A 19,738-nucleotide genomic window follows, 5' to 3' on the forward strand; every position below is an offset into this window, starting at 1 on the left:
TCTTACACTATGCTTCCACTGTCTGCCCGATCCGCATCCTTTCTTCCTTCAGAAATACCGATGCATACTGCTCCAGCCCGAATCGTTGAACAAACAATTCACATTTACATAGGAATAAATAATAGGGATTCATACCTTCCCCGTACAAACTTTCAAAATTCCCCTGTCCTTTTGCGAGGACCACATCAGCCGCAAGTAGGGCCTGTCTCGCCTCTTCACTTAAATATTCCAGAACAGTTCCCGGTGCGGCGTTTCCGTTTCCTATACAGGGAACAAGCTCGTCAAGCCCCACCTCCCGGGCGTCCACAAGGGTCGCATCGTTCAGAACACTTTCCCCCCTGACGATCACGGTAATCTGGAGCTTTGGATACCTCTCTTTAATACATTTAATAAACAACTTGTCCAAAACGATTTCTCCACAGTTATCCGTCAAATAGACCAACCGTTCCGCCTTTTCCAAGTCCTGCAGAAAACAGGCATATTCCTCCTCCGAAATTTTCTCCTGCCCTGCTTTTTCCAATAATTGTTCAAACGTATGCTCATTGACATTTTCCACGGCTGAAAAGTCAATGTAGTTTCCCGCACACACATATTTAATACATTCTTTCATCGATTTCTGTATCTGCTTCTCGATTTCCTCTTCCTTTTCCAGCAACAGCCGATTGTATTTTCGTTTCATCTCTGTATAATCGTTAAGCTCTCCCCAAAAATCCCTCTGCAAACAATCAATCTTCTCGGCAAGCTGCGGAGATGACTCACTTTGACCATATTTATATAAAATTTCCAGTACCTGATGCATGTACTCTGATTTTTTATTTTCATCTGAAAAATCTCTTATCATTTTCTCCTGTTTTGCTACAATACAAGAGATACACCTTGCACTTGCACGCATGCACATTTCCCCTCTTTCGTTCAAATTTTTGTTTTCTTACTCTTTACTTGACATATCAGTCTATTTTTCCCTTAGCCTATCAGTCTGTTTTCCTCTGAGTGCGTCAGCCCGTTTTCACTTTAGCCTATCAGCCCATTTCACCTTAACGCGTCAACCCATTTTCACGCATATATAGTCCTACTTTTTTGTAATGGAGCCCGCTGCGGACAAGTTCCGCCTTCTCCTCCTCTGTAAGCTCTCTCTTTACCTTCGCCGGACTTCCCAGCACCAGACTGCCGTCCGGGACTATCGTATGCTTCGTCAAAAGACTCCCCGCGGCTATCAGGCAATTCCTACCAATCTGCACGCCGTCCATGAGAATAGCCCCCATTCCGATCAGACTGTGATCTCCGATACGGCAGCCATGCAGTATCACATTGTGCCCTACCGTAACGCCCTCCCCGATGATGACCGGGTAATCGTCCGCCACATGAATCGTACAATTTTCCTGAATATTGCTGCCTCTGCCGACCACAATCCGATTATGATCTCCACGAAGCGCACTGTAACATAATACCGTGGCCTCCTCCTCTATGGTCACGTCCCCAAGAAGGACTGCCTCTTTCACTACATTTGCCGTTTCGGCAATCTTTATATTATTCTTGCAAAACATACTTAACTCTCCATTCTAAGCACCTGCTCCGCTCCAAAAAGTGCGATCTCTTCCGAATCATGTGTCACAACGATAAGCGTTCTCCCCGCCGTTTTCTCCCTGATATATCCTGCGGTCAGCCGCCTCGTCTCCTCGTCCAGGCCCTTCAAAGGCTCGTCCATCACAATACACTCTTTTCCTGCCAGGACTGCCCGCAGAACCGCTACCCTCCGGCGCATACCGCCGCTCAGCTCCCGCACCGGCTTATGCCCTGCCTCCTTCAGATTCACTGCCCGAAAGGCGTCGCTCAAATCCCGGTCAGATATCTTCTTTTCCGCCGTCAGACGAATATTTGCCGCAGCGCTTAAATTCTCGCAGAGCCGGTCCTCCTGAAATACGACCGCTATGTTTCCCTTCGGTACGCCCTCCACCGTCCCCGCATCGGGCGTACATAATCCAAGCAGAATATTCAGCAGCGTTGTTTTTCCGCAGCCGGACTCCCCCATGATACAGGTAGTCCTTCCCGCCGGAAAACAACAGGAAAAATCCTGCATGACCTGCTGATCACCAAATGCTTTATAAATTGCATTCATTCGGATATCCATCTTTCAAATCTCCTGTATTCTTTCCATTTTTTATCACTTCCGTGAAGCCGCTTCCCGCGTATCTACCGCCGCTCCACGCACTTCACCAGCCAGGTAAGCCCCGCCAGAAAACATTTTTCAAACAAAAAGCTGATCACAATGATCACGATCGTCCATGCAAACAGATCCGGCGTATTCAGATAAATCTTGGCATGATATAATTTCTCCCCGATAGACCCTGACGGAACCCCGATCACCTCGGCTGCTACTCCGGCTTTCCAACAAAGTCCCAGCGCCAGGCGGCAGGCGGTCAGAAGATAGGGCAGAATCTGAGAAAGGTAAATATAGCATATCTTTTTCGCCGGTCCCACGCCAAACACGTCTGCCATTTCCAGAAGTTTCCTGTCAGTTTGCCCGATTCCTTCCAACAAATTGGTATACACCACCGGAAGAACCATAAGAAATGAAATAAACACGGACAGATTCCGGGAGGGAATCCAGATCAGGCACAAAATGATAAAGGACGCTACCGGAGTGGATTTGATCACCGTGATTAAAGGCGCAAGCAAGATCCTCACCACCTTCAGACAACTGGAGAGAACCGCCGCCCCTGCTCCCAAAATAAGGGCCAGCAAAAATCCCAACACGATCCGCGCAAAGCTGAACCAGATCGATTTCCAAAAATCGACTATCATCACCAGATTCCCCAGTTTTTGCATAACAGAAACAGGAGACGCCAAAAGGATCTCCTGTCCCAGCCACTTACTTGCGATCTGCCAGATTCCGATCCAGAATACAGCCGCAAATATCCGCATTCCATATTTTTTTATTCTATCGTTTGTAATAGAATCCTTCATCTGGCTTACTTCCTCCGATTGTCTGCGGGTTCTGTTCCAGCAGCGTGCCCAGATATCCGGAAAGCATGGTCTGCATTTCCTCTCCGTCTATGAACACAATGCTGCACGCAGGAATCGCCTTCACTGCAACTTCCTTTGCCACAATATCATGCGCTCCGATGATCTCAGAAGCCGCCTCCACGTCTTTATTTACGAACTCCACGGACTTCTCATACGCCGTAAGGAAAATCTCCACATCTTCTCCGCGCTCCTCAAGAAATTCCTTTCTCGCAATGACGACGCCTGTCACAAGACGACTGCCATCGTCATTTCCACTCTCCCAAAGCTCATTTAAGTCGAGCGCCACCCGAAGGTTCTCATTCTTCGTCAGCGCCGTCGTCACAAAAGGCTGCGGCAAAAGTCCCACTGCACTCTGATCCGCTGCCAGCGCTGCCACTACCTCTGCGTGTTCTGACTTATACTCAATCGTCACGTCTGATGCCGGATCGATTCCATGTGCCTTAAGCACAGAATTCAGCGCATACTCCGGCGTGGCGCCCTTACCGCTGGCATAAATCGTTTTCCCCTTTAAGTCCTCCACAGACTGAATCGTCTCACCATTCTCGACCAGATACAATACTCCCAGCGTATTGACAGCCAGCACACTTACCTGTTTTTCTGTTTTCTGATACAAAACAGACGCCAGATTTGCCGGAACCGCTGCAATATCCACCTGTCCCTGAACGATCATCGGCACGATCTCGTCAGGCGACGCCACAATAGAAACTTGATAGTTCTCATCATCTAAGATCTGAGCCATTCCCATGGATGTCGGTCCCTTCATGGCGCCGATATTTATCACCTCAGACGGCTTCTTTTCTTCTTCCTTCTCCTCCGAAACCGTCCCGGTCTGCTCTGTCTGCTCTTTCGTATCCTTCTTCTCTTCCCCTGCGCCGCAGCCTGCCAGAAGACTGACACACATACATGCGGCAAGAAGAGATGCCACTAATTTTCTCTTTTTCATAAATCCTTGCTCCCTTTCTGTCTCACTTTGCTGTAAATTCGCCAGAATATCCCGGTCCACTCACCTTTCACCCTGGTTCATCTGCCAAACCCAAGTATAGCACATTTTTCTGCCTTATAAAAGTAGAGAAACTATCGCTCCCACGATAGCAAAGAAATCCAGCATAGAAACAGTAACATGAAAAACCTTTACACTGTCCCCAAATCATGCCATAATGTTCTCGTTAAATCATACGCTGGGTCCAAAAGAACGTACCCCGCAATTTTTATACGCCCGATACGCTGGGCTGCCTCTGGCATGCCTAACAAGCAAAAATTATAAAAATGGAGATTACAATGAGAAAGAAATTATTGAAACCCTTATCTTTCCTTCCCGCCCTCCTCATGCTGGCGCTCATTTTCGGTTTCTCCTCCCAAAATGGAGAAACCTCAGGAAATTTAAGTTCTAAGATCAGCTATAAAATCGTCCAGATCGGCGATGGGCTCCTTGGTGCTCACCTGTCTGAAACAGAACTTGATATCTATGCAGAGAAAATAGAATTCCCCGTCCGCAAACTGGCGCACATGACCGAATACTTCCTGCTCGCCCTCTCCATAGCCCTTCCCTGCCATGTTCACGATTTGAAAGGACGCTCCCTGTTCCTTACCACATTCGCCCTCTGCGTCCTCTTCGCCGCCGGAGATGAGTATCACCAATCCTTCGTTGCCGGCCGCGGCCCCTCCGTCCGCGATGTCCTCATCGACAGCACCGGAGCCGCCCTTGCGCTCATCTGCCTCCATCTGCTCCGGCACCACATACATTTTGGAATATCCAGACCAGGTAAGTCCTAACGTTCAGGGCTTCCTGCTTTTTTCTGGGCGAAGCAGACCCTGATGTTCAGCTTCGCCTACGCCTTAACCAAGAGAAATCTCTTCTATAACACACTGGTGCTTCTTCGTCTTTTTACCGTAATTGCAGAAACGTCAGCCGCCGTGCAGATGGTTGCCAAGCATCTGCACGGCGGCATCCCTTCTCCAATATTCCTTTTTTACACAGTCTCCGGCTCCGGATACTCCTCCCCAAAAGTCTCAACCGTAACCTTCTTCATCCTCTGATCCTCAAGCGGCCTGTCCCTGAAATCTGTGGCCGTCTCTGCGATCTTATTTACCACATCCATTCCCTCAGTCACCTGTCCGAACGCAGCATATGCTCCATCCAGATGAGGAGAAGTCTCATGCATGATAAAGAACTGGGATCCCGCGGAATCCGGGTGCATCGCCCGTGCCATAGAAAGCACGCCCGGCTCATGCTTAAGCTGATTTGCGAACCCATTCTGACGGAATTCCCCTTTGATCGAATATCCCGGTCCACCCATTCCGGTTCCGTCAGGGCAGCCTCCCTGAATCATGAACCCACGAATAACGCGATGGAAAATGAGTCCATCATAAAATCCTTTCTTCACCAAAGAAATAAAATTATTTACTGTGTTCGGTGCAATTTCCGGATACAGCTCTGCTTTCATCACATCGCCGTTTTCCATTTCAAATGTTACAATTGGATTTGCCATATTAAAATCTCCTTTTCTGCCATAATTTCAATACCACTATTGTAACGGAACTTGTCCATTTCGTAAATATATTTCGCAAAATTTCTTGCGCCTTGTTTGCTGATGTGCTATATTTTAAGTAGAAAAGGGAAAACCAGAGAAGCGGCTACCCTAAATAACTTACAACTTTACATCTTTATGATGTCAGCCGTCAGCTACTGCGAATAGTTGGCGGCTACTTTCTATCCTTAAGAATCTGATAAAACAGACTAATAAGGGCAACAATGAATGTACAAAACAAGAAAAAATCCTCATATGTAATCACTGGCAATCCCTCCTTTCTTTCGTCTGGAGGGCAGGCCCTCCAATAAATGAAGGGTAAGCCGCCTGGCTCTCTGGTTTTCCATGCGCCTATCATAGCATAACTTCTCATATCCGGCAATATTTTCTTTTAGGTATTTCTCACCCCGGCCGTTCTATCTACAACATCAAATCAGAAACCCCACAAATTGCAACAGCAATGTTTTACTTCTCTCCATTCTTCACCGTAGAGAGAAACGCCACCCCCAGGATTACGATCCCTCCTATCATCTCGCGCCTCCCCGGTATCTCCCCCAGGAACAGAAACGCGCTCACGATTCCATACACCGATTCCAGACCGGAAATGATCCCGGCAGTCTGCACCCTCACTGTCTTAAGTCCATTAATAAACAGCGAATGCGCCAGAGCCGTAAATACCACACCCAAAACCATCAGCACCGCCAAGTCCTTCCCTGTCATTACCGGTCTCAGCAGAAACATGGTCGGCAACAGTACGACAGAGGCGCTGATCTGCTCATAAAATGAAACCACTGCCGCCTGATAAGTCTTGGTAAATCCCCGATTCATCAGCGACAATACCGCATAGGTAAATGCACTCAGAACGCCCCACAGCACTCCCTGTGTCATCGAATTTCCAAGTTCAAATTCAGGCACGATAAGAACCACTCCCAAAAGCATTCCCACCGCACACGCAAGGTCAAAGCCCCGCAATTTCTCATGGAACACCAAAGGCTCCATAAAAGTAACAAATAGCGGGAAGGTCGAAAATGCCAGGATTCCCACCGCTACCGTCGAGCTCTGGATCGCCTGCATATAACTGGTCCAATGAACCGCCAGGATCACCCCGGCTCCTATCATCAGATAATAATCCTTCCTGTAGCAAAGCCGGATCTTCTGTTTCCTGAAAAACAGAAAACACCACAAAAACGCGGAGGAAAATATCACCCTCCACAATACGATAATGACCGCCGGCAAGTCCACTAATTTGGCAAACAGACCGACTACCCCAAATAATAGTACCGCTAAATGTACGGATATCAGTCCTTTATTCTCACTTTTCTCCATAATATACATTTCTCTCCTGTTTCCTTCAGAAAGCGGCCGCCTACTCCTGCAAACTACTTTCTTGCATCGTCTTTTTGTACGCGCAAAGGCTGGTATTTACGCCTCTTTCCCGACCCGAAAATGCTCCATCAGAATCGGCATATATTCCCTGCTGTACTCCGCCAGCGAATACTCTCCCCGATTCAAACACCAATCCGAGACCAGTGCCCGCTCACAAATAGAATAATACCTGGTGATCTCCCACACCGATTTTTCCCTGCCGATCTGGCCGCGTCTCTGTCCCTCTTCCACGATCCGGTTCACCAGTTTGTAGTAGGTCCGGTTCTGATCCAGCAGATTTCTCGCTCCCTTCGCAATCAACTGGGTAGAATATAAGGAGGCCAGAAGTGACATATCGATCTTCGTCTCCATGAACAAATGTGAATGATAATTCAGATACATCAACTTATCAAAACTATCCATCTCCGGCTGTTTTTCAAGCTCCTTCTCCATCTCGACATACTTCTCATCCAAAATCGTGGCAAGCGTATCAAGCAGAGCATCCTTGCTGCCGAAATAATAATAAAAAGACCCCTTTGACGTATCAGACAGTTTGATAATATCCTCCACCGTCGTATCATCATATCCTTTTTCGTAAAACAATTTCCATGCTGCATCTACAATTCTATTCTTCACACTTGGTTTCCCAGCCATCACTACCTCCTGCTGTAAAAAATACGGCCGCGTGCAAAACGCACCCGGCCGCATAACATTCTCTATCATTTCAAAAGCCTTACCAAGTAGTATACCTTAATTACATTCCTTTTGCAACCCTGGTGCATGCTTCCATCGCCTCAAATACCGCACTTCTAAGTCCTCTGTCTTCCAGCACCCGCACAGCCTCGATCGTCGTTCCGCCCGGTGAACATACCATATCCTTCAGCTCACCCGGATGCTTCCTGGTAGCCAGTACCATCTTCGCACTTCCCAGAACCGCCTGCGCTGCAAACTCATATGCCAGATTACGAGGCATTCCTTCCGCAACCGCCGCATCAGCCATAGCCTCGATAAAAATGAATACATAGGCCGGAGAGCTTCCACTTACAGATACTACCACATCCATAAGCTGCTCCGTAATAATCTCTACCCGTCCAAAACCGGAAAGAATGCGGCATACATAATCAACCTCATCCTTCGTCATGTACTCATTCGGCACTGCTCCGGTCATACCTTCACTCACCATAGCCGGTGTATTCGGCATCGTGCGCACGATCTTTACCTCTTTTGCGAACTGTCCTTTAAGCCAGCTAAGGGTCTTGCCCGGCGCAATCGTGATGATAATCTGCTCCGGTCTTACTACGTCTCTGATATCGGCAATAACAGTCTCATAAAACTGCGGCTTCACAGAAAGTACCACGACCTCCGCTTTTTCTACAACTTCTTTATTACTCTCAGTCACATGGATCCCATAAGTTTTCTGAACATGTTCTCTTCCCTGCGGAAATACATCTGATCCGATGATCTCCTCCGGCTTAAAAATACCATTTGCAATGATACCGCCCATCATTGCGCCTGCCATATTACCACATCCGATAAATCCCAACTTCATACCCTTGTCCTCCTGAAAATATCTTTTCTCGCGCTTTCGATTCGTCTTTAAATTCCATCTTACGACCATCCGAAGAGCCATTTCTATTGTATACAATTTTAAAATTTGTATACAATTCTTTCTGTCTTCAATGTAACACTCCCGCGCTATAAAGTCAACATTTCCAACACAAAAACCTGGGCATTTCTGTCGATAATCCACGTATAATTGTATACAATTTGTCACTGTTAAAATTTCTCAATTTATGATATACTGTTCGCAAAGACGATGTGCCACCACCAATTTTTACAGTAACAAATATATGGAGGAATACCGATGGAACCAAAAAAGACCTCTCTCGCCGACCAGGCATACGCGATTATCAAACAGAATATTCTGAATCTGACCTATCCGCCCGGAATGCCGCTTACCGAAGCCAAGCTCACTCAGGAGCTGGGCATGAGCCGTAATCCGGTGCGCACTGCTCTTAAGATGCTTCAGGCCGAGGGACTGATCGTCAGTGATTTTTACCGTTCTATGAGAGTAAAAGAAATCTCCGACAAAGATATCCGGAACATCTATCAGTTACGCGAACTTTTAGAAGGAGCCGCCTTCAAACAAATCTTTGACAGCGGCAGAGCCGAAGAATACTCCTATCGTATCGAGGAAAAGCTCGTTCACATGTGTGCGGTATCCGGCGACCCCTACGCCTGGGAGATGGCAGATACTAACATGCATCTGGAAATCGTAAGCATTTTCGATAACGAGCGGATCACCAGATTTTACGAATCCAATTTATCCGAACTGATTCGAATCGGACTTTATTCCATAAAGGGCGGCATGCATATCGATTCCACGAATGCCAACCTGAAAAAAATGGTCAAATACATGCGCAAAAATGATTTTGAACATGCATTTGACATTTTAGTAGAAGATCATTTTATGATAGGAAAGGACAGCGCTCTGAAAGAAGAGCGCACCTAAAAAGAACACCTTCAGATTCTTTTCCTGAAAGTGTTCTTCAAATCAACTATTTTTCTATCTCAAACTAAAATAGGAAATTAACAATAAGCGACGCCATCGGAATCGCAATAATCGTTCTCTCTAAGAAGCATACAATAATCTCCCAGAATTTAATCGGTGATTTTGTCGCCATCATAACTGTCGCTGTCTCAGAGAAGAAAATAATCTGACACATAGATACCAGACATACGAACGCTCTTGCCTGCATACCAATCGTCACTGTTGCCGCTGTACTGTTCATAACCAGAACCGGCAGGAACATTTCCGCAATACCAACCGGCATAGACGGAGCGATCGCTGCTGCATCCGGAACCTGACATACCATCAAAATCGGCTGGAAAATATAACCAAGCCACTTAAATACCGGAGTATACTCTGCCAGAATCATAGCAGACACACCGACTGCGGACAACATCGTAAGCACCTGAGGAAGCACCAGAACGCTATCTTTCAGGCTGAGCCCTACATTTTTCGGCACACTGTTGGCAACTGCCGCACGTTTAATGGATCTCTGAATACCTAACGGAATTGTCTTTACAGAATAGCGGGAACCTTCCTTACGTTCCTCTTCTGTCTGTACTTTTCCATTATGATAAACATCTTTCTTCTTAGAAATCGGCGGGATACGCACCGTAACCATCTCAATCAGGAATACCATCACAAAACTAAGTGCATAAATCTTGAAGAAATGACTTCCCATGCCCGCCGTATCAATAACGAGCTGTGCAAATCCAATCGACACTGCGGAGAATCCGGTCATGATTGCTACCATTTCCTTCTCCGTGTATACATTGTTCTTCCACAGACGGTTCGTGATCAGAACTCCAAGTGATGACGAGCTTACAAATGAAGCAGTCGCATCAAGAGCAGACTTTCCAGGAACCTTAAAGAGCGGTCTCATAAGTGGTTCGAGCAATGCTCCGATAATTTCCAGAATACCATAATTCAGCAAAAACGGCATAAATACCGCGCCTGCCAGAAGAATACCAAACACACCTTTTACAATCGGCGGAATTACATTGCCGCCTGTCGCGTCACTTACAATAATCTCCGGCATATTCATACCATGCACTACCCACAGAGTGTAGATCACGATATAAACAACACCTAAACCATATAACACCGTGTGAACTACGGTATCATTTCCATACACATCTGCAAAAGCATTCTTTGTCTTGCCCTTATCGATGTATTTAAAATAGATGTGACAGACAAAATTCCCAACGATTACTGCGGTCAATATCCAGTAGATTGCCTGTCCGAACAAATCTACAAATCCGTTATAAATAAGTCCAAAAATGGTACTTCCATTCACCTGTCCAAAAAAGACTGCAATACCGATGATGGAGCATATCAGGAACAGGATAATCCCCTTCGTCCTGCTGCCACTGTCAAGCTCCACATAGTCAAGCTCGGGCGATGTCATATCCGGATCTGTTACTTCTGCTACGCTAATCATTTTTTTCTTTTCTTCCATTCCACCCTCCATTTCCACACGGCAAAAATGTCATAGTCCGGCACCTTTGCCGTGTCATTCCCCAATACAACCGAATCAAAGGTACCGGGCTTAGTGCTCCTTAAAACCCTCTCTTAAGTACATCTGGCACCAGTCGAAGGCTCATCCGCCCTTCGCTTATGTATGGTGCCAGACAATTATCTTCTCCGGCATATTAACCTACGAAACATGACTGCAAAAGTTTATTTTTTCTTCTTTGCAGCAAGAATGGAAAGATACTCAAATACAATATTTGCAGCAAGGTAAGCTGTCACTTCTCCTGAATCGTAAGAAGGCAGAACCTCAACAATATCAAATCCTACAAAGTTCATATCTTTGATTGCTCTAACTAAAGACAGAGACTCATAAGATGTAAATCCGCCAACCTCTGGTGTACCAGTTCCCGGTGCGTAAGCCGGATCAACAAAGTCAATATCAAAGGTCAGGAATACCGGTTTGTCGCCTACACGCTCCAGAGCCGTCTTAATAAGTGCCTCAAATCCCATCTCACGAACTTTGTGTGCCGGAATCAGGAGCATACCAAGCTCTGCTGCCATCTTGTGCTCGTTCGGATCATAGAGAGATCCACGCATACCAATCTGGATTGAGTGTGCCGGATCGATAAGTCCTTCTTCGATTGCACGTCTGAACGGAGTTCCATGATTGTATTTCTGTCCGAATACTTCATCACACAGGTCAGAATGAGAATCAAAGTGTACCAGAGCTACCGGACCATATTTTTTAGCAACAGCACGAAGCTCTGCCAGTGTAATCGAATGGTCGCCGCCAAGAACGATCGGCACTGCATTCTCTTTCAGAATTCCTGCAACACCTTCTTCAATCGCATCATAAGTCGGATGAATGTAACCCGGAGTTACATTGAAATCACCAATGTCGCCACCTTTCAGATTCTCCATGATGTTTACCTGCAAAATAACATTGTTCGGTTTCATCATCGCAGAGATGTTACGGATTGCATTCGGGCCGAAACGTGAACCGGAACGGAATGAGCTTGCGGTGTCAAAAGGTGCACCTGCGATTGCAAAGTCAAGTCCTTCTGCGGAATCCACCTTCGTCATACGCATAAATGTTCCCATGTTACAAAATCTTGGTGATGATAAAGCACTTGCGGGCTGTTTTACTTCTGCCATATTCAATTACCTCCATTATTCATTTTGGAGAGTCGACTCTTTTGTTAAACCTATTGTAACATGTCTGACAGTTTTGTGGTTATACAGAAAATAGCGGGGGTATGAATGAAATTGTATATATCTATTGCTATGCCTCATTTATTGAAAAAATATATAATTGCTTTTTTATTTATGTCGTATCACTTTCCGCATATTTAGTGACATTTATAAATTTCCTTGATTTTCAGCCAACTACAAAAGAGCAGAAAATTCAAAAAAAATACAGGCTTTATGCAGCCTGTAACGATTATTTTCTCTATTAACCAGTTAAACTCTTAAAGTTTATTTTATCATGTCGAAAAAAGACGTAGTTATACAGGAATTAGCGGGGATATGAATGAAAACACATATGCTTATTCTCTTGATATACTTATTGAAAAAATATATAATAATAAATGGGAAATAGAGAAACGCTATCCTCCATGAAGGAGATGATTACATGAATTTTCACAATCTACAATGTGTTCTGGAAATCTGGAAATGTGGCTCGATCAATAAAGCAGCTAAGAATCTGTTTACCTCACAATCGAATCTTAGCCACTCGATTCGCGCCCTTGAAACGGAACTTGGCTTTCCTCTTTTCGCCCGTAGCAGTAAGGGAATCGAACTTACACAAGAAGGTGAATTGTTCATTCAGTCTGCCCAGATTATCTTGTCGGAACATAACAAGATCAAGAAGATTCCCAGTCAGTTTAAGCATCATGAAAATATTTCCATATCCTGCACAAACTCTGCTCTTTTTATGCAGACCTTCATTCAGTTTTTGAATCAGTCCCCTGCCATCGGATGCCGGGATTCCTTCAAGGAGACAGGACTTATCCAAGTCATACAGGACGTGGTAGAACAACGCTACCGCATGGCTATTTTTTATTGTTTTGAGGACCGTGAGCCTTTTCATCGGCTTACCGCCAACCGCTACCATATGGATTTGGTACCGCTCAGACTACACATTCCGCTGGAAGTCCTTCTGAGCACCTCTCATCCTCTGGCACAGCTTGATTCTGTGTCCTACCAGGATCTTCCGAATCAAAATATTGTCACCTATGAAAACTTTGATCCGGCTGACTGGCTGGAAGTCCTGGGGTTGAACGACGAAGAAAAGATTACTTACATTTTCGACCGCGGCGGACTATTTGACACTGTCAAGACCGGTCAATATATCTCCGTTGTCGTGAAGAATTCCATCTCGATTCCGGAAGGCTCCAAAGTGACCACTCTCCCTTTGGATTTTGACAAATATATTGGGATTTATCTGATGAAATCCCAGTCTTATCAAGTGAGTGTGCGTGAGAAAAAATTCATTCATTATTTGAAAAATCAGCTGAAGATCTGAGCTGATTTCTGGATTTGACGTTATAGTACTACTCTCATATTTGAGTTATAGGCGCTGACACACCTAATACAGATGTCAGCGCCTATAGCATTTTTACAGCCTATTTCCTTTTAAGCAAATACTTCTCCAGCACCTGCCTTGCTCCATCTTCTTCCACCGAAGCCGTGCGGTATTTCGCCGCGGCAAGCGCTGCGTAAGATGCATTTTCCATGGCAAATGAGATGCCCGCGGCCTGCAGCATTTCCACATCGTTATCCCCGTCGCCGATCGCCAGGACCTCCGACATCGGAATTCCCATCTGCCCTGCAATTTCCTTGAGGCCCTCCCCTTTGCATACGCCCTTCTGTGTAAGTTCCAGACAGAACCAAAAAGACCGCGACAAAGATACCAGATCCTTCAGACTTCCCTCCGTCCAAAACTTTGTGACTTCCTCCGCTTTTTCCTTCGTATCGACGACAATCGTAATCTTACTGATAGAATCCCGTCTGATCTTTTCAAAATCAACCTGCGAATACTCCATCTCATCCAGATATTCATCTTCCCCGACTTTGGGGAATGTAGGGCCGGTATAGCCGGGAACCACACAGGTGTGCATGACATTTCTTCCGGAAAACTCAACATAGCATTTAAGGCTCCTGACCTGCGCCCACGCAGCCTCGATGACCGTATCCGGAAGGAGTCTTTCCCGGTACACCTCGTCTTCCCATACAATATAAGCCCCGTTGTTGCAGATAAACGGCCCGGTAAAACCACTTCCGCGTATCAGAGACATCACATGTCCATAATTGCGCCCTGACGCCAGCCCCACGTAGATTCCGTTTTCCACGACCTGCCAGATAACCTCACACAGCTCTGCCGTCATAGTCCTGGATTTGGAAGAATTGACGATCGTACCGTCTATATCCAGCATGACCATTCTGATTCTACGATCCTCTATGTTCATAACGTTTCTCCTAACATACCATCTGCATAACGGCTAAGAATCTCCTTTATCTCCTGCACGGATTCCATCTGAATTACCTGATCCGCCATCTTTATGCAGTCTGCCTCATTCAGGCGCCTTACCAAATACTTAAGACGCGGCAGCGCGGAAGCTGCAACACTCAGTTTCCCCACGCCGCAGCCAATCAAAAACGGCACCATCGGAAGCATTGAAGCCGTCTCGCCGCACACGCTGACAGGAACGCCCGATTTCTTAGCCGTGCGACCGATATGATGCAGCGCGCGCAGTACAGAAGGCTGATATGGATCATACAAATTCTGCACATTTGTATTTCCCCTGTCTGCCGCCATGGTATACTGCACCAGGTCATTCGTACCTACGCTGAAAAAATCAGAATACCTGGCCAGTTGGTCGAGGACCATGACCGCAGACGGGGTCTCCACCATGGTTCCGGCCTTTATATCCTTGTCAAATGAAATCTGCTCTTTAGCAAGCTCCCTCTTGCATTCCTCCAGAACCGCAAGACACGCGCGCAGTTCCTCTGCACCGGTGATCATGGGAAACATGATTTTTACATTTCCAAACGCAGAAGCACGCAGAATGGCACGAAGCTGTGTAGAAAAAAGCTCCGGCCTGTCCAGGCAGATACGAACGGCACGATAGCCTAAAAATGGATTCTCCTCCTCAGGGAGCTCCATATATCCAAGCGCCTTATCCCCTCCGATATCCAGCGTGCGAAATACGACCTCTTTTCCTTTCATCCGCTCTGTCACATCGCGGTACGCTTCAAACAGAGTCTCCTCGTCCGGATAATCATTCTGCTTCATATACAAGAATTCCGTGCGAAACAGCCCTACTCCGTCGCATATGTCCGGATCGAGCGTCTCCGCCGAATCAGAATCACCCGAATTTACTGCGAGATAGACATGGCAGCCGTCCTTCGTACGCGCCTCTCCTTTCGGCTCCCGGTCATAACGCGCTGCCAGCTCTGTCTGTGCTCTTCTTTTTCTTTCAAATTCTTCTTTTTCGCCTGCATCCGCCTGCAAAATGACTGTCCCGTCCGAACCGTCTATGATAAGCTCCATGCCGTTTTCCACACACTTCGTAATTCCCTTCACACCCACGATCGCAGGAATTCCAAGTGTACGCGCCAGAATCACAGCGTGCGAGGTCGTCCCGCCGCTTTCCGTCACAAAGCCTTTCAAATACTTTTTATCCAGTTTCACGGTATCGACCGGAGTCAGGGTATCCGCCACGACAATCGTCGGCCCGGTAAGCTGTACGGCACTTAAGTCTCCTTCCATATGGCCGGCCAGCCGTACCAGCTCCCGGCAGACTTTCTCAATATCCTGATACCTCTCCTTCATATAGGCGTCTTCCATTGCCTCAAATTCAAGACGGCAATTCTCGCATGTTTGAAGAACCGCATGAACGCAGGACAGCTTCTCCTGCCGGATCATCTCTTTGGTTTTACCCCAGAAATGTCTGTCGCACAAGATCATCTGGTAGGATTCTATCAGCTCTGCCGCCTCTTCCCCCGATTCCTCCAGCGTTTTCTCATAAAGCGTCTCCAGCTGCCCCTCCAGCTTCTCCATGCTTTCCTCCAGCAGGGCGACTTCCCCCTCCGGATCTTCTACATGTGCGCCATCTGCTTCCGTGGAAACATTTGAAAAAACGATGTCGTCATCCTTTTTTACGAATGCCACACCCCCTGCGCAGCCTTCCGCACAGCCTGTTCCCTGCATTTTCTTCATAAAATGCTCCTTTCCCGACCTAGTATTCTATGCAAAATACTGTTCCTTTCCCGGCCTGGTATTCTATGCAAAATACTGCTCCATGGCCAGAATTGCCTGCTCCTCATCTTCCCCCTGGGCGCGCACGGTAATCTCATCACCGCACACAATACAAGCCCCCAGCACAGCCATAATGCTGTCTGCGGGAACAATTTTTCCGTTTTTTTCCAACGTCACGTCAGAAGCAAAAGAAGAAGCAAGCTTAATCATTTTCACCGCCGGTCTGGCGTGAAGGCCTTCCTTAAATTTCACTGTAACCTTTACTTCTTTCATACGTTTTCTTCCTTTCTGCTTAATCTTGCATTTACGATGCTTCGAAGCAGATCATGCTCGGAGGTTGCGACCATCGACATGTCCATTGCATGCAAAAGCAGCATAGAAAATGGAATCTCTACGCCGTTATTCTGCGGAGCCATCAGTTTTTCAAATTGAATTCTATGCGCCTCGGCAAGAAATTCCTGCGCCTGGGTCAGCTTTTTATCAGCCATGGCATAATTTTCCGCATTTATCTCATCAAGTGCCTCAAATACGATCGCTCTTCCTTCCCCTGCGCTTGCGATCATCTCCATACAGGCACTGTTTAGTTCTTCCATCGTCATCTTCATATGCATTTCCCCTTTCGTCTGCCATTTAGAGTTTTCCGGCCTCTTCCAATGTTTTCAGCATCATATCCAGAACCGCTTCCCCTTTGGCCAGCCCGTATTCTCTCATGGGAATCAGCATGAACGGCAGATCCTGATACCCTTTTTCTGCCGCAAATTTTTTGATGTCCTGCATCTGTCCCTTGATCTGCGGTGCGATCAGGACGATATCCAGCCCGCCGAAATCAAAGGTTCTATAACGAAGACTCGCCGAACAGCTGACTGTAAGATTAACGCCCTTCTTCGGCGCCACCTTCTTGAGGGCCTCCACGATCATACTTGATGACATAGCCGATGCACAAAGAATCACTGCATGTAGTTCTCTCATAACGATTTCCTCCTTTTCACGGGCTTAAGGCCGGACAACCTCCGGCCACAGCCCTGTTTGGTCTTTTTTCTATTATTCCCACACCTGAAACGAATATGTGAGCAGACTATTTATCGCCTTCAGCTTCAAGATTTGCCTTTTCTTCCTCCACACAACGCTTCTCATATAGTTTTGCAAACGGATACCAGATAATTCCCATAAGCACGATCAAAATTGCCTGTGCAACCACATTTCTCCAGTCGCCGCCGGTGGACAGGTACGGCTGCAGAAGCGGCGGCGTCGTCCATGGAATCTGCACATAGGCAGGACTGATCCAGCCGATTGCTGTCAAAATGTAACCATACATTGTTCCTAATAATGAAGTTAAAAATACAAACGGAACAAACATCAGCGGATTTAATACGATCGGAACACCGAACATTACCGGCTCATTTACACAAAAGATACCCGGAAGGAAGGATAATCTTGCCACTTCACGCAGATGAGATGACTTTGATTTCATCCAGAGAACAACCAGTGATAACGTCATTCCAACGCCGCCGATCATCGTCCAGCTATAGAAAAACGGCTCGGTCAGGATATGCGGCATCGCTTCCCCTGCAGCTACCGCAGCGGCATTGTCCGCGATATTTGCCAGAAGGAACGGATACATCACTCCCCATACGGTAAAGGAACCGCCGTGAATTCCCACGAACCAGAGCAGCTGCAGAAGCAATGCACAGATAAATGCAGCGTACCATGTATCGGTGACCGCCAGAAGCGGGGATACGATCGTATTCAAAAGAGCATTAAGATCAAATCCGATTACAACTCTCAGCAGCCAGAATGCCACCAGCAGAATCGCCATCGGAAGGAGAGACGCAAAGCTCTGGGCAATTCCGGACGGCACCGACTTCGGCAGTCTGATAATAATATTGTGCTTATATGCAAAATGCATGAACTCCGTTACAACGATGGCAACTACAAATAAAGTAAACATTCCCTTTGCCGAGAAACCGGTAACATTTAACGTACCATCCGCCAGATTGACCGGCGCCACCGTGATAATGTAGCATGCCACAGTCACGATACTGACGATCGTAGAGTCCAATTCCTCATACATACGCGCCAGCTCAGACCCCAGCGAGATTGCCAGATACAGAGTCATAAAATTCATCGTCATCGTATAAAGAATGTTCAGCTTCTCTGCATACGGCGCCATCGCATTCGCCCATGACTCCACCGGCAGACTCGTCAGGATCAGCGGCAGAGAACCGATAATGATCAGTGGAATGGTACGAATAAGTGCTGCCCTGATTGCCGCAAAATGTCTCTGATTTCCCATTTTCACCAGAGGCGGCGCGATATAACGCTCTATCCAGCCACTGAATTTGTCCATTGTTGCTTCAAATTTGTTTGTCTTCATAGACTTACCTCCTCACTTTTAAAGTGAAATTCCTTGTTTTTCCTCTCAGTCCCAATCATACACGGGTATGCACTACCTCGGTAAAATCGTTATGTGCATCCCGGTTAGGATCTTCCCCGATCTGTTCCGGCGCGAACACCGAAAGCACCTGCACGGCCAGCGTCATAAGAAGAAGCGACTGCGTCAGGGGCCATGCGGGAATCAGAATCCTGTTTTCCTCTTCCGGAGAATCTCCGGCTGCATCCAGCATGAGAACCTCTTTTGTAACCGTCTGTAAATACCTGAAGGTTTCCTCTGTCAGTTCCTTAAGCGGATGATACGTCCGAAAGAGCAGTACGCTGCTGTTCTCATTTAACGCACGATGCATGCCATGCGAAAATTCCCCGATATCGTTGAACATGGTCGGAATACACATGGTCTCCATCAATTTTAACTGCCCTTCCATAGCAGTGCCGAAATTCATGCCATAGCCAAGAACATAAAGCTCCTTCAGCTGGTTTCCGTAATGCTTCCTCTCACACCAGCTGCAGATTTTCGTGGTCAGCGACGGAAATTGTGCAATCTGACCTCTCAGTTCTCCCAGTACCTCCAGTTCATACGCTTCATCTATGATGCCTTTTTCGCGCCCCAGACTCAGCGCCAGCCTCATAAGCAGCACCAGTGTGGCGCTATACCCCTTCGTCTTGGCATTGCTGTCCTCCGGTCCGCATCCAAGGCTCAGCATATAATCCGCCCCGCTTCCCACGGGAGACGCCCCTGCAGCGGTAATTCCCAGCGTCTTAAGGCCCTGCTTTTTTGCGCTCTCCATCGCTTCGATCACGCCGCTGCTGGTTCCGGTCTGACTGATTGCCGCCACCAGTACCCGTTCTCTTATTTCCTGCGCAATGGAGCCCTCATGATAGCAGAAATTGGCCGGGGTATAGGTATACACTCTGACCCCTCCATACTTCGCCATGAAATCTGACACAGCGACAGAAGCATTGTAGGAACTCCCATGAGCGACGAAATAGACCGCTTCCAGCTTTTTCCCCACATCGGCGGCGAATCTTACGACCTCGTCTGTTTCCAGAAGTTTTTCAAGCACTTCCGGTTCCTCGGCAATATAGTCCCACATAATGCTCTTACCCATCATAGCGTCCTCC

21 protein-coding genes are annotated in these 19,738 nt (G+C 46.9%); 3 read left to right on the forward strand and 18 right to left on the reverse strand.

Going from position 1 to position 19,738, the window contains the following annotated elements:
* Positions 1-7 precede the first annotated feature (7 nt).
* The 5 genes from ABXS75_16710 to ABXS75_16730 all read right to left on the reverse strand — a co-directional run bounded on the left by ABXS75_16710 (position 8) and on the right by ABXS75_16730 (position 3,967).
* The gene (locus tag ABXS75_16710) at positions 8-892 is read right to left on the reverse strand and encodes an ARMT1-like domain-containing protein (protein ID XCP84670.1); all 885 of its coding nucleotides are present in this window, start codon (positions 890-892) and stop codon (positions 8-10) included.
* 142 nt (positions 893-1,034) lie between these two features.
* Complete coding sequence (locus ABXS75_16715; GenBank protein XCP84671.1) at positions 1,035-1,544, reverse strand: gamma carbonic anhydrase family protein; 510 nt, start codon at positions 1,542-1,544, stop codon at positions 1,035-1,037.
* 2 nt (positions 1,545-1,546) lie between these two features.
* On the reverse strand, positions 1,547-2,128 hold the full coding sequence (locus ABXS75_16720; protein ID XCP84672.1) for an ATP-binding cassette domain-containing protein: 582 nt from the start codon (positions 2,126-2,128) through the stop codon (positions 1,547-1,549).
* Between the two features lie 62 nt (positions 2,129-2,190).
* Entirely contained in the window at positions 2,191-2,964 is a 774-nt protein-coding gene (locus ABXS75_16725) for an ABC transporter permease subunit (GenBank protein XCP84673.1), read from the reverse strand.
* Complete coding sequence (locus ABXS75_16730) at positions 2,939-3,967, reverse strand: ABC transporter substrate-binding protein (GenBank protein ID XCP84674.1); 1,029 nt, start codon at positions 3,965-3,967, stop codon at positions 2,939-2,941. The genes ABXS75_16725 and ABXS75_16730 overlap by 26 nt, the downstream gene beginning before the upstream one ends.
* A 383-nt stretch (positions 3,968-4,350) precedes the next feature.
* Between ABXS75_16730 and ABXS75_16735 the strand changes: the two genes are divergently transcribed.
* A complete protein-coding gene (locus ABXS75_16735) occupies positions 4,351-4,797 on the forward strand; it encodes a VanZ family protein (GenBank protein ID XCP87184.1) in 447 nt (148 codons plus the stop codon).
* Positions 4,798-4,994: 197 nt separating this feature from the next.
* Here the strand turns inward: ABXS75_16735 and ABXS75_16740 are convergent, their stop codons facing one another.
* The 4 genes from ABXS75_16740 to proC all read right to left on the reverse strand — a co-directional run bounded on the left by ABXS75_16740 (position 4,995) and on the right by proC (position 8,466).
* On the reverse strand, positions 4,995-5,513 hold the full coding sequence (locus ABXS75_16740; protein XCP84675.1) for a peptidylprolyl isomerase: 519 nt from the start codon (positions 5,511-5,513) through the stop codon (positions 4,995-4,997).
* Positions 5,514-6,017: 504 nt separating this feature from the next.
* Positions 6,018-6,878 carry a DMT family transporter gene (locus ABXS75_16745; protein XCP84676.1) on the reverse strand — a complete coding sequence of 287 codons (861 nt, stop codon included), beginning with the start codon at positions 6,876-6,878 and terminating at the stop codon, positions 6,018-6,020.
* Between the two features lie 96 nt (positions 6,879-6,974).
* Positions 6,975-7,571, reverse strand: a complete 597-nt coding sequence (locus tag ABXS75_16750; GenBank protein ID XCP84677.1) for a helix-turn-helix domain-containing protein — start codon at positions 7,569-7,571, stop codon at positions 6,975-6,977.
* Between the two features lie 100 nt (positions 7,572-7,671).
* Positions 7,672-8,466: a pyrroline-5-carboxylate reductase gene (proC, locus tag ABXS75_16755; protein ID XCP84678.1), complete on the reverse strand. Its 795-nt coding sequence runs from the start codon at positions 8,464-8,466 to the stop codon at positions 7,672-7,674.
* A gap of 315 nt (positions 8,467-8,781) precedes the next feature.
* Here proC and ABXS75_16760 point away from each other — a divergent pair, with 315 nt between their 5' ends.
* Entirely contained in the window at positions 8,782-9,429 is a 648-nt protein-coding gene (locus tag ABXS75_16760) for a GntR family transcriptional regulator (GenBank protein XCP84679.1), read from the forward strand.
* Between the two features lie 64 nt (positions 9,430-9,493).
* On the opposite strand, the gene ABXS75_16765 is transcribed toward ABXS75_16760, so the two are convergent.
* The gene (locus ABXS75_16765; protein XCP84680.1) at positions 9,494-10,945 is read right to left on the reverse strand and encodes a nucleoside recognition domain-containing protein; all 1,452 of its coding nucleotides are present in this window, start codon (positions 10,943-10,945) and stop codon (positions 9,494-9,496) included.
* Between the two features lie 221 nt (positions 10,946-11,166).
* Positions 11,167-12,114 (reverse strand): agmatinase, encoded by a 948-nt coding sequence (speB, locus tag ABXS75_16770; GenBank protein ID XCP84681.1) that lies wholly within the window; start codon positions 12,112-12,114, stop codon positions 11,167-11,169.
* Positions 12,115-12,592: 478 nt separating this feature from the next.
* Here speB and ABXS75_16775 point away from each other — a divergent pair, with 478 nt between their 5' ends.
* A complete protein-coding gene (locus tag ABXS75_16775; protein ID XCP84682.1) occupies positions 12,593-13,486 on the forward strand; it encodes a LysR family transcriptional regulator in 894 nt (297 codons plus the stop codon).
* A 100-nt stretch (positions 13,487-13,586) separates the two neighbouring features.
* Here ABXS75_16775 and ABXS75_16780 read toward each other — a convergent pair whose 3' ends face one another.
* From ABXS75_16780 to ABXS75_16810, 7 genes are all read right to left on the reverse strand, one after another.
* Positions 13,587-14,429 carry an HAD family hydrolase gene (locus tag ABXS75_16780; GenBank protein ID XCP84683.1) on the reverse strand — a complete coding sequence of 281 codons (843 nt, stop codon included), beginning with the start codon at positions 14,427-14,429 and terminating at the stop codon, positions 13,587-13,589.
* Positions 14,426-16,183, reverse strand: a complete 1,758-nt coding sequence (ptsP, locus tag ABXS75_16785; GenBank protein ID XCP84684.1) for a phosphoenolpyruvate--protein phosphotransferase — start codon at positions 16,181-16,183, stop codon at positions 14,426-14,428. The genes ABXS75_16780 and ptsP overlap by 4 nt, the downstream gene beginning before the upstream one ends.
* A 63-nt stretch (positions 16,184-16,246) precedes the next feature.
* Positions 16,247-16,495 (reverse strand): HPr family phosphocarrier protein, encoded by a 249-nt coding sequence (locus ABXS75_16790; protein XCP84685.1) that lies wholly within the window; start codon positions 16,493-16,495, stop codon positions 16,247-16,249.
* The gene (locus tag ABXS75_16795; protein ID XCP84686.1) at positions 16,492-16,827 is read right to left on the reverse strand and encodes a PTS lactose/cellobiose transporter subunit IIA; all 336 of its coding nucleotides are present in this window, start codon (positions 16,825-16,827) and stop codon (positions 16,492-16,494) included. The genes ABXS75_16790 and ABXS75_16795 overlap by 4 nt, the downstream gene beginning before the upstream one ends.
* Positions 16,828-16,852: 25 nt before the next feature.
* On the reverse strand, positions 16,853-17,191 hold the full coding sequence (locus ABXS75_16800) for a hypothetical protein (GenBank protein ID XCP84687.1): 339 nt from the start codon (positions 17,189-17,191) through the stop codon (positions 16,853-16,855).
* 106 nt (positions 17,192-17,297) lie between these two features.
* A complete protein-coding gene (locus ABXS75_16805) occupies positions 17,298-18,596 on the reverse strand; it encodes a PTS transporter subunit EIIC (GenBank protein ID XCP84688.1) in 1,299 nt (432 codons plus the stop codon).
* A 55-nt stretch (positions 18,597-18,651) separates the two neighbouring features.
* A complete protein-coding gene (locus tag ABXS75_16810) occupies positions 18,652-19,728 on the reverse strand; it encodes an SIS domain-containing protein (GenBank protein XCP84689.1) in 1,077 nt (358 codons plus the stop codon).
* Positions 19,729-19,738: the final 10 nt, after the last annotated feature.

The sequence above is a fragment of the Roseburia hominis genome (genome assembly GCA_040702975.1).
Classification (GTDB): Bacteria; Bacillota; Clostridia; order Lachnospirales; family Lachnospiraceae; genus Allocoprococcus; species Allocoprococcus hominis_A.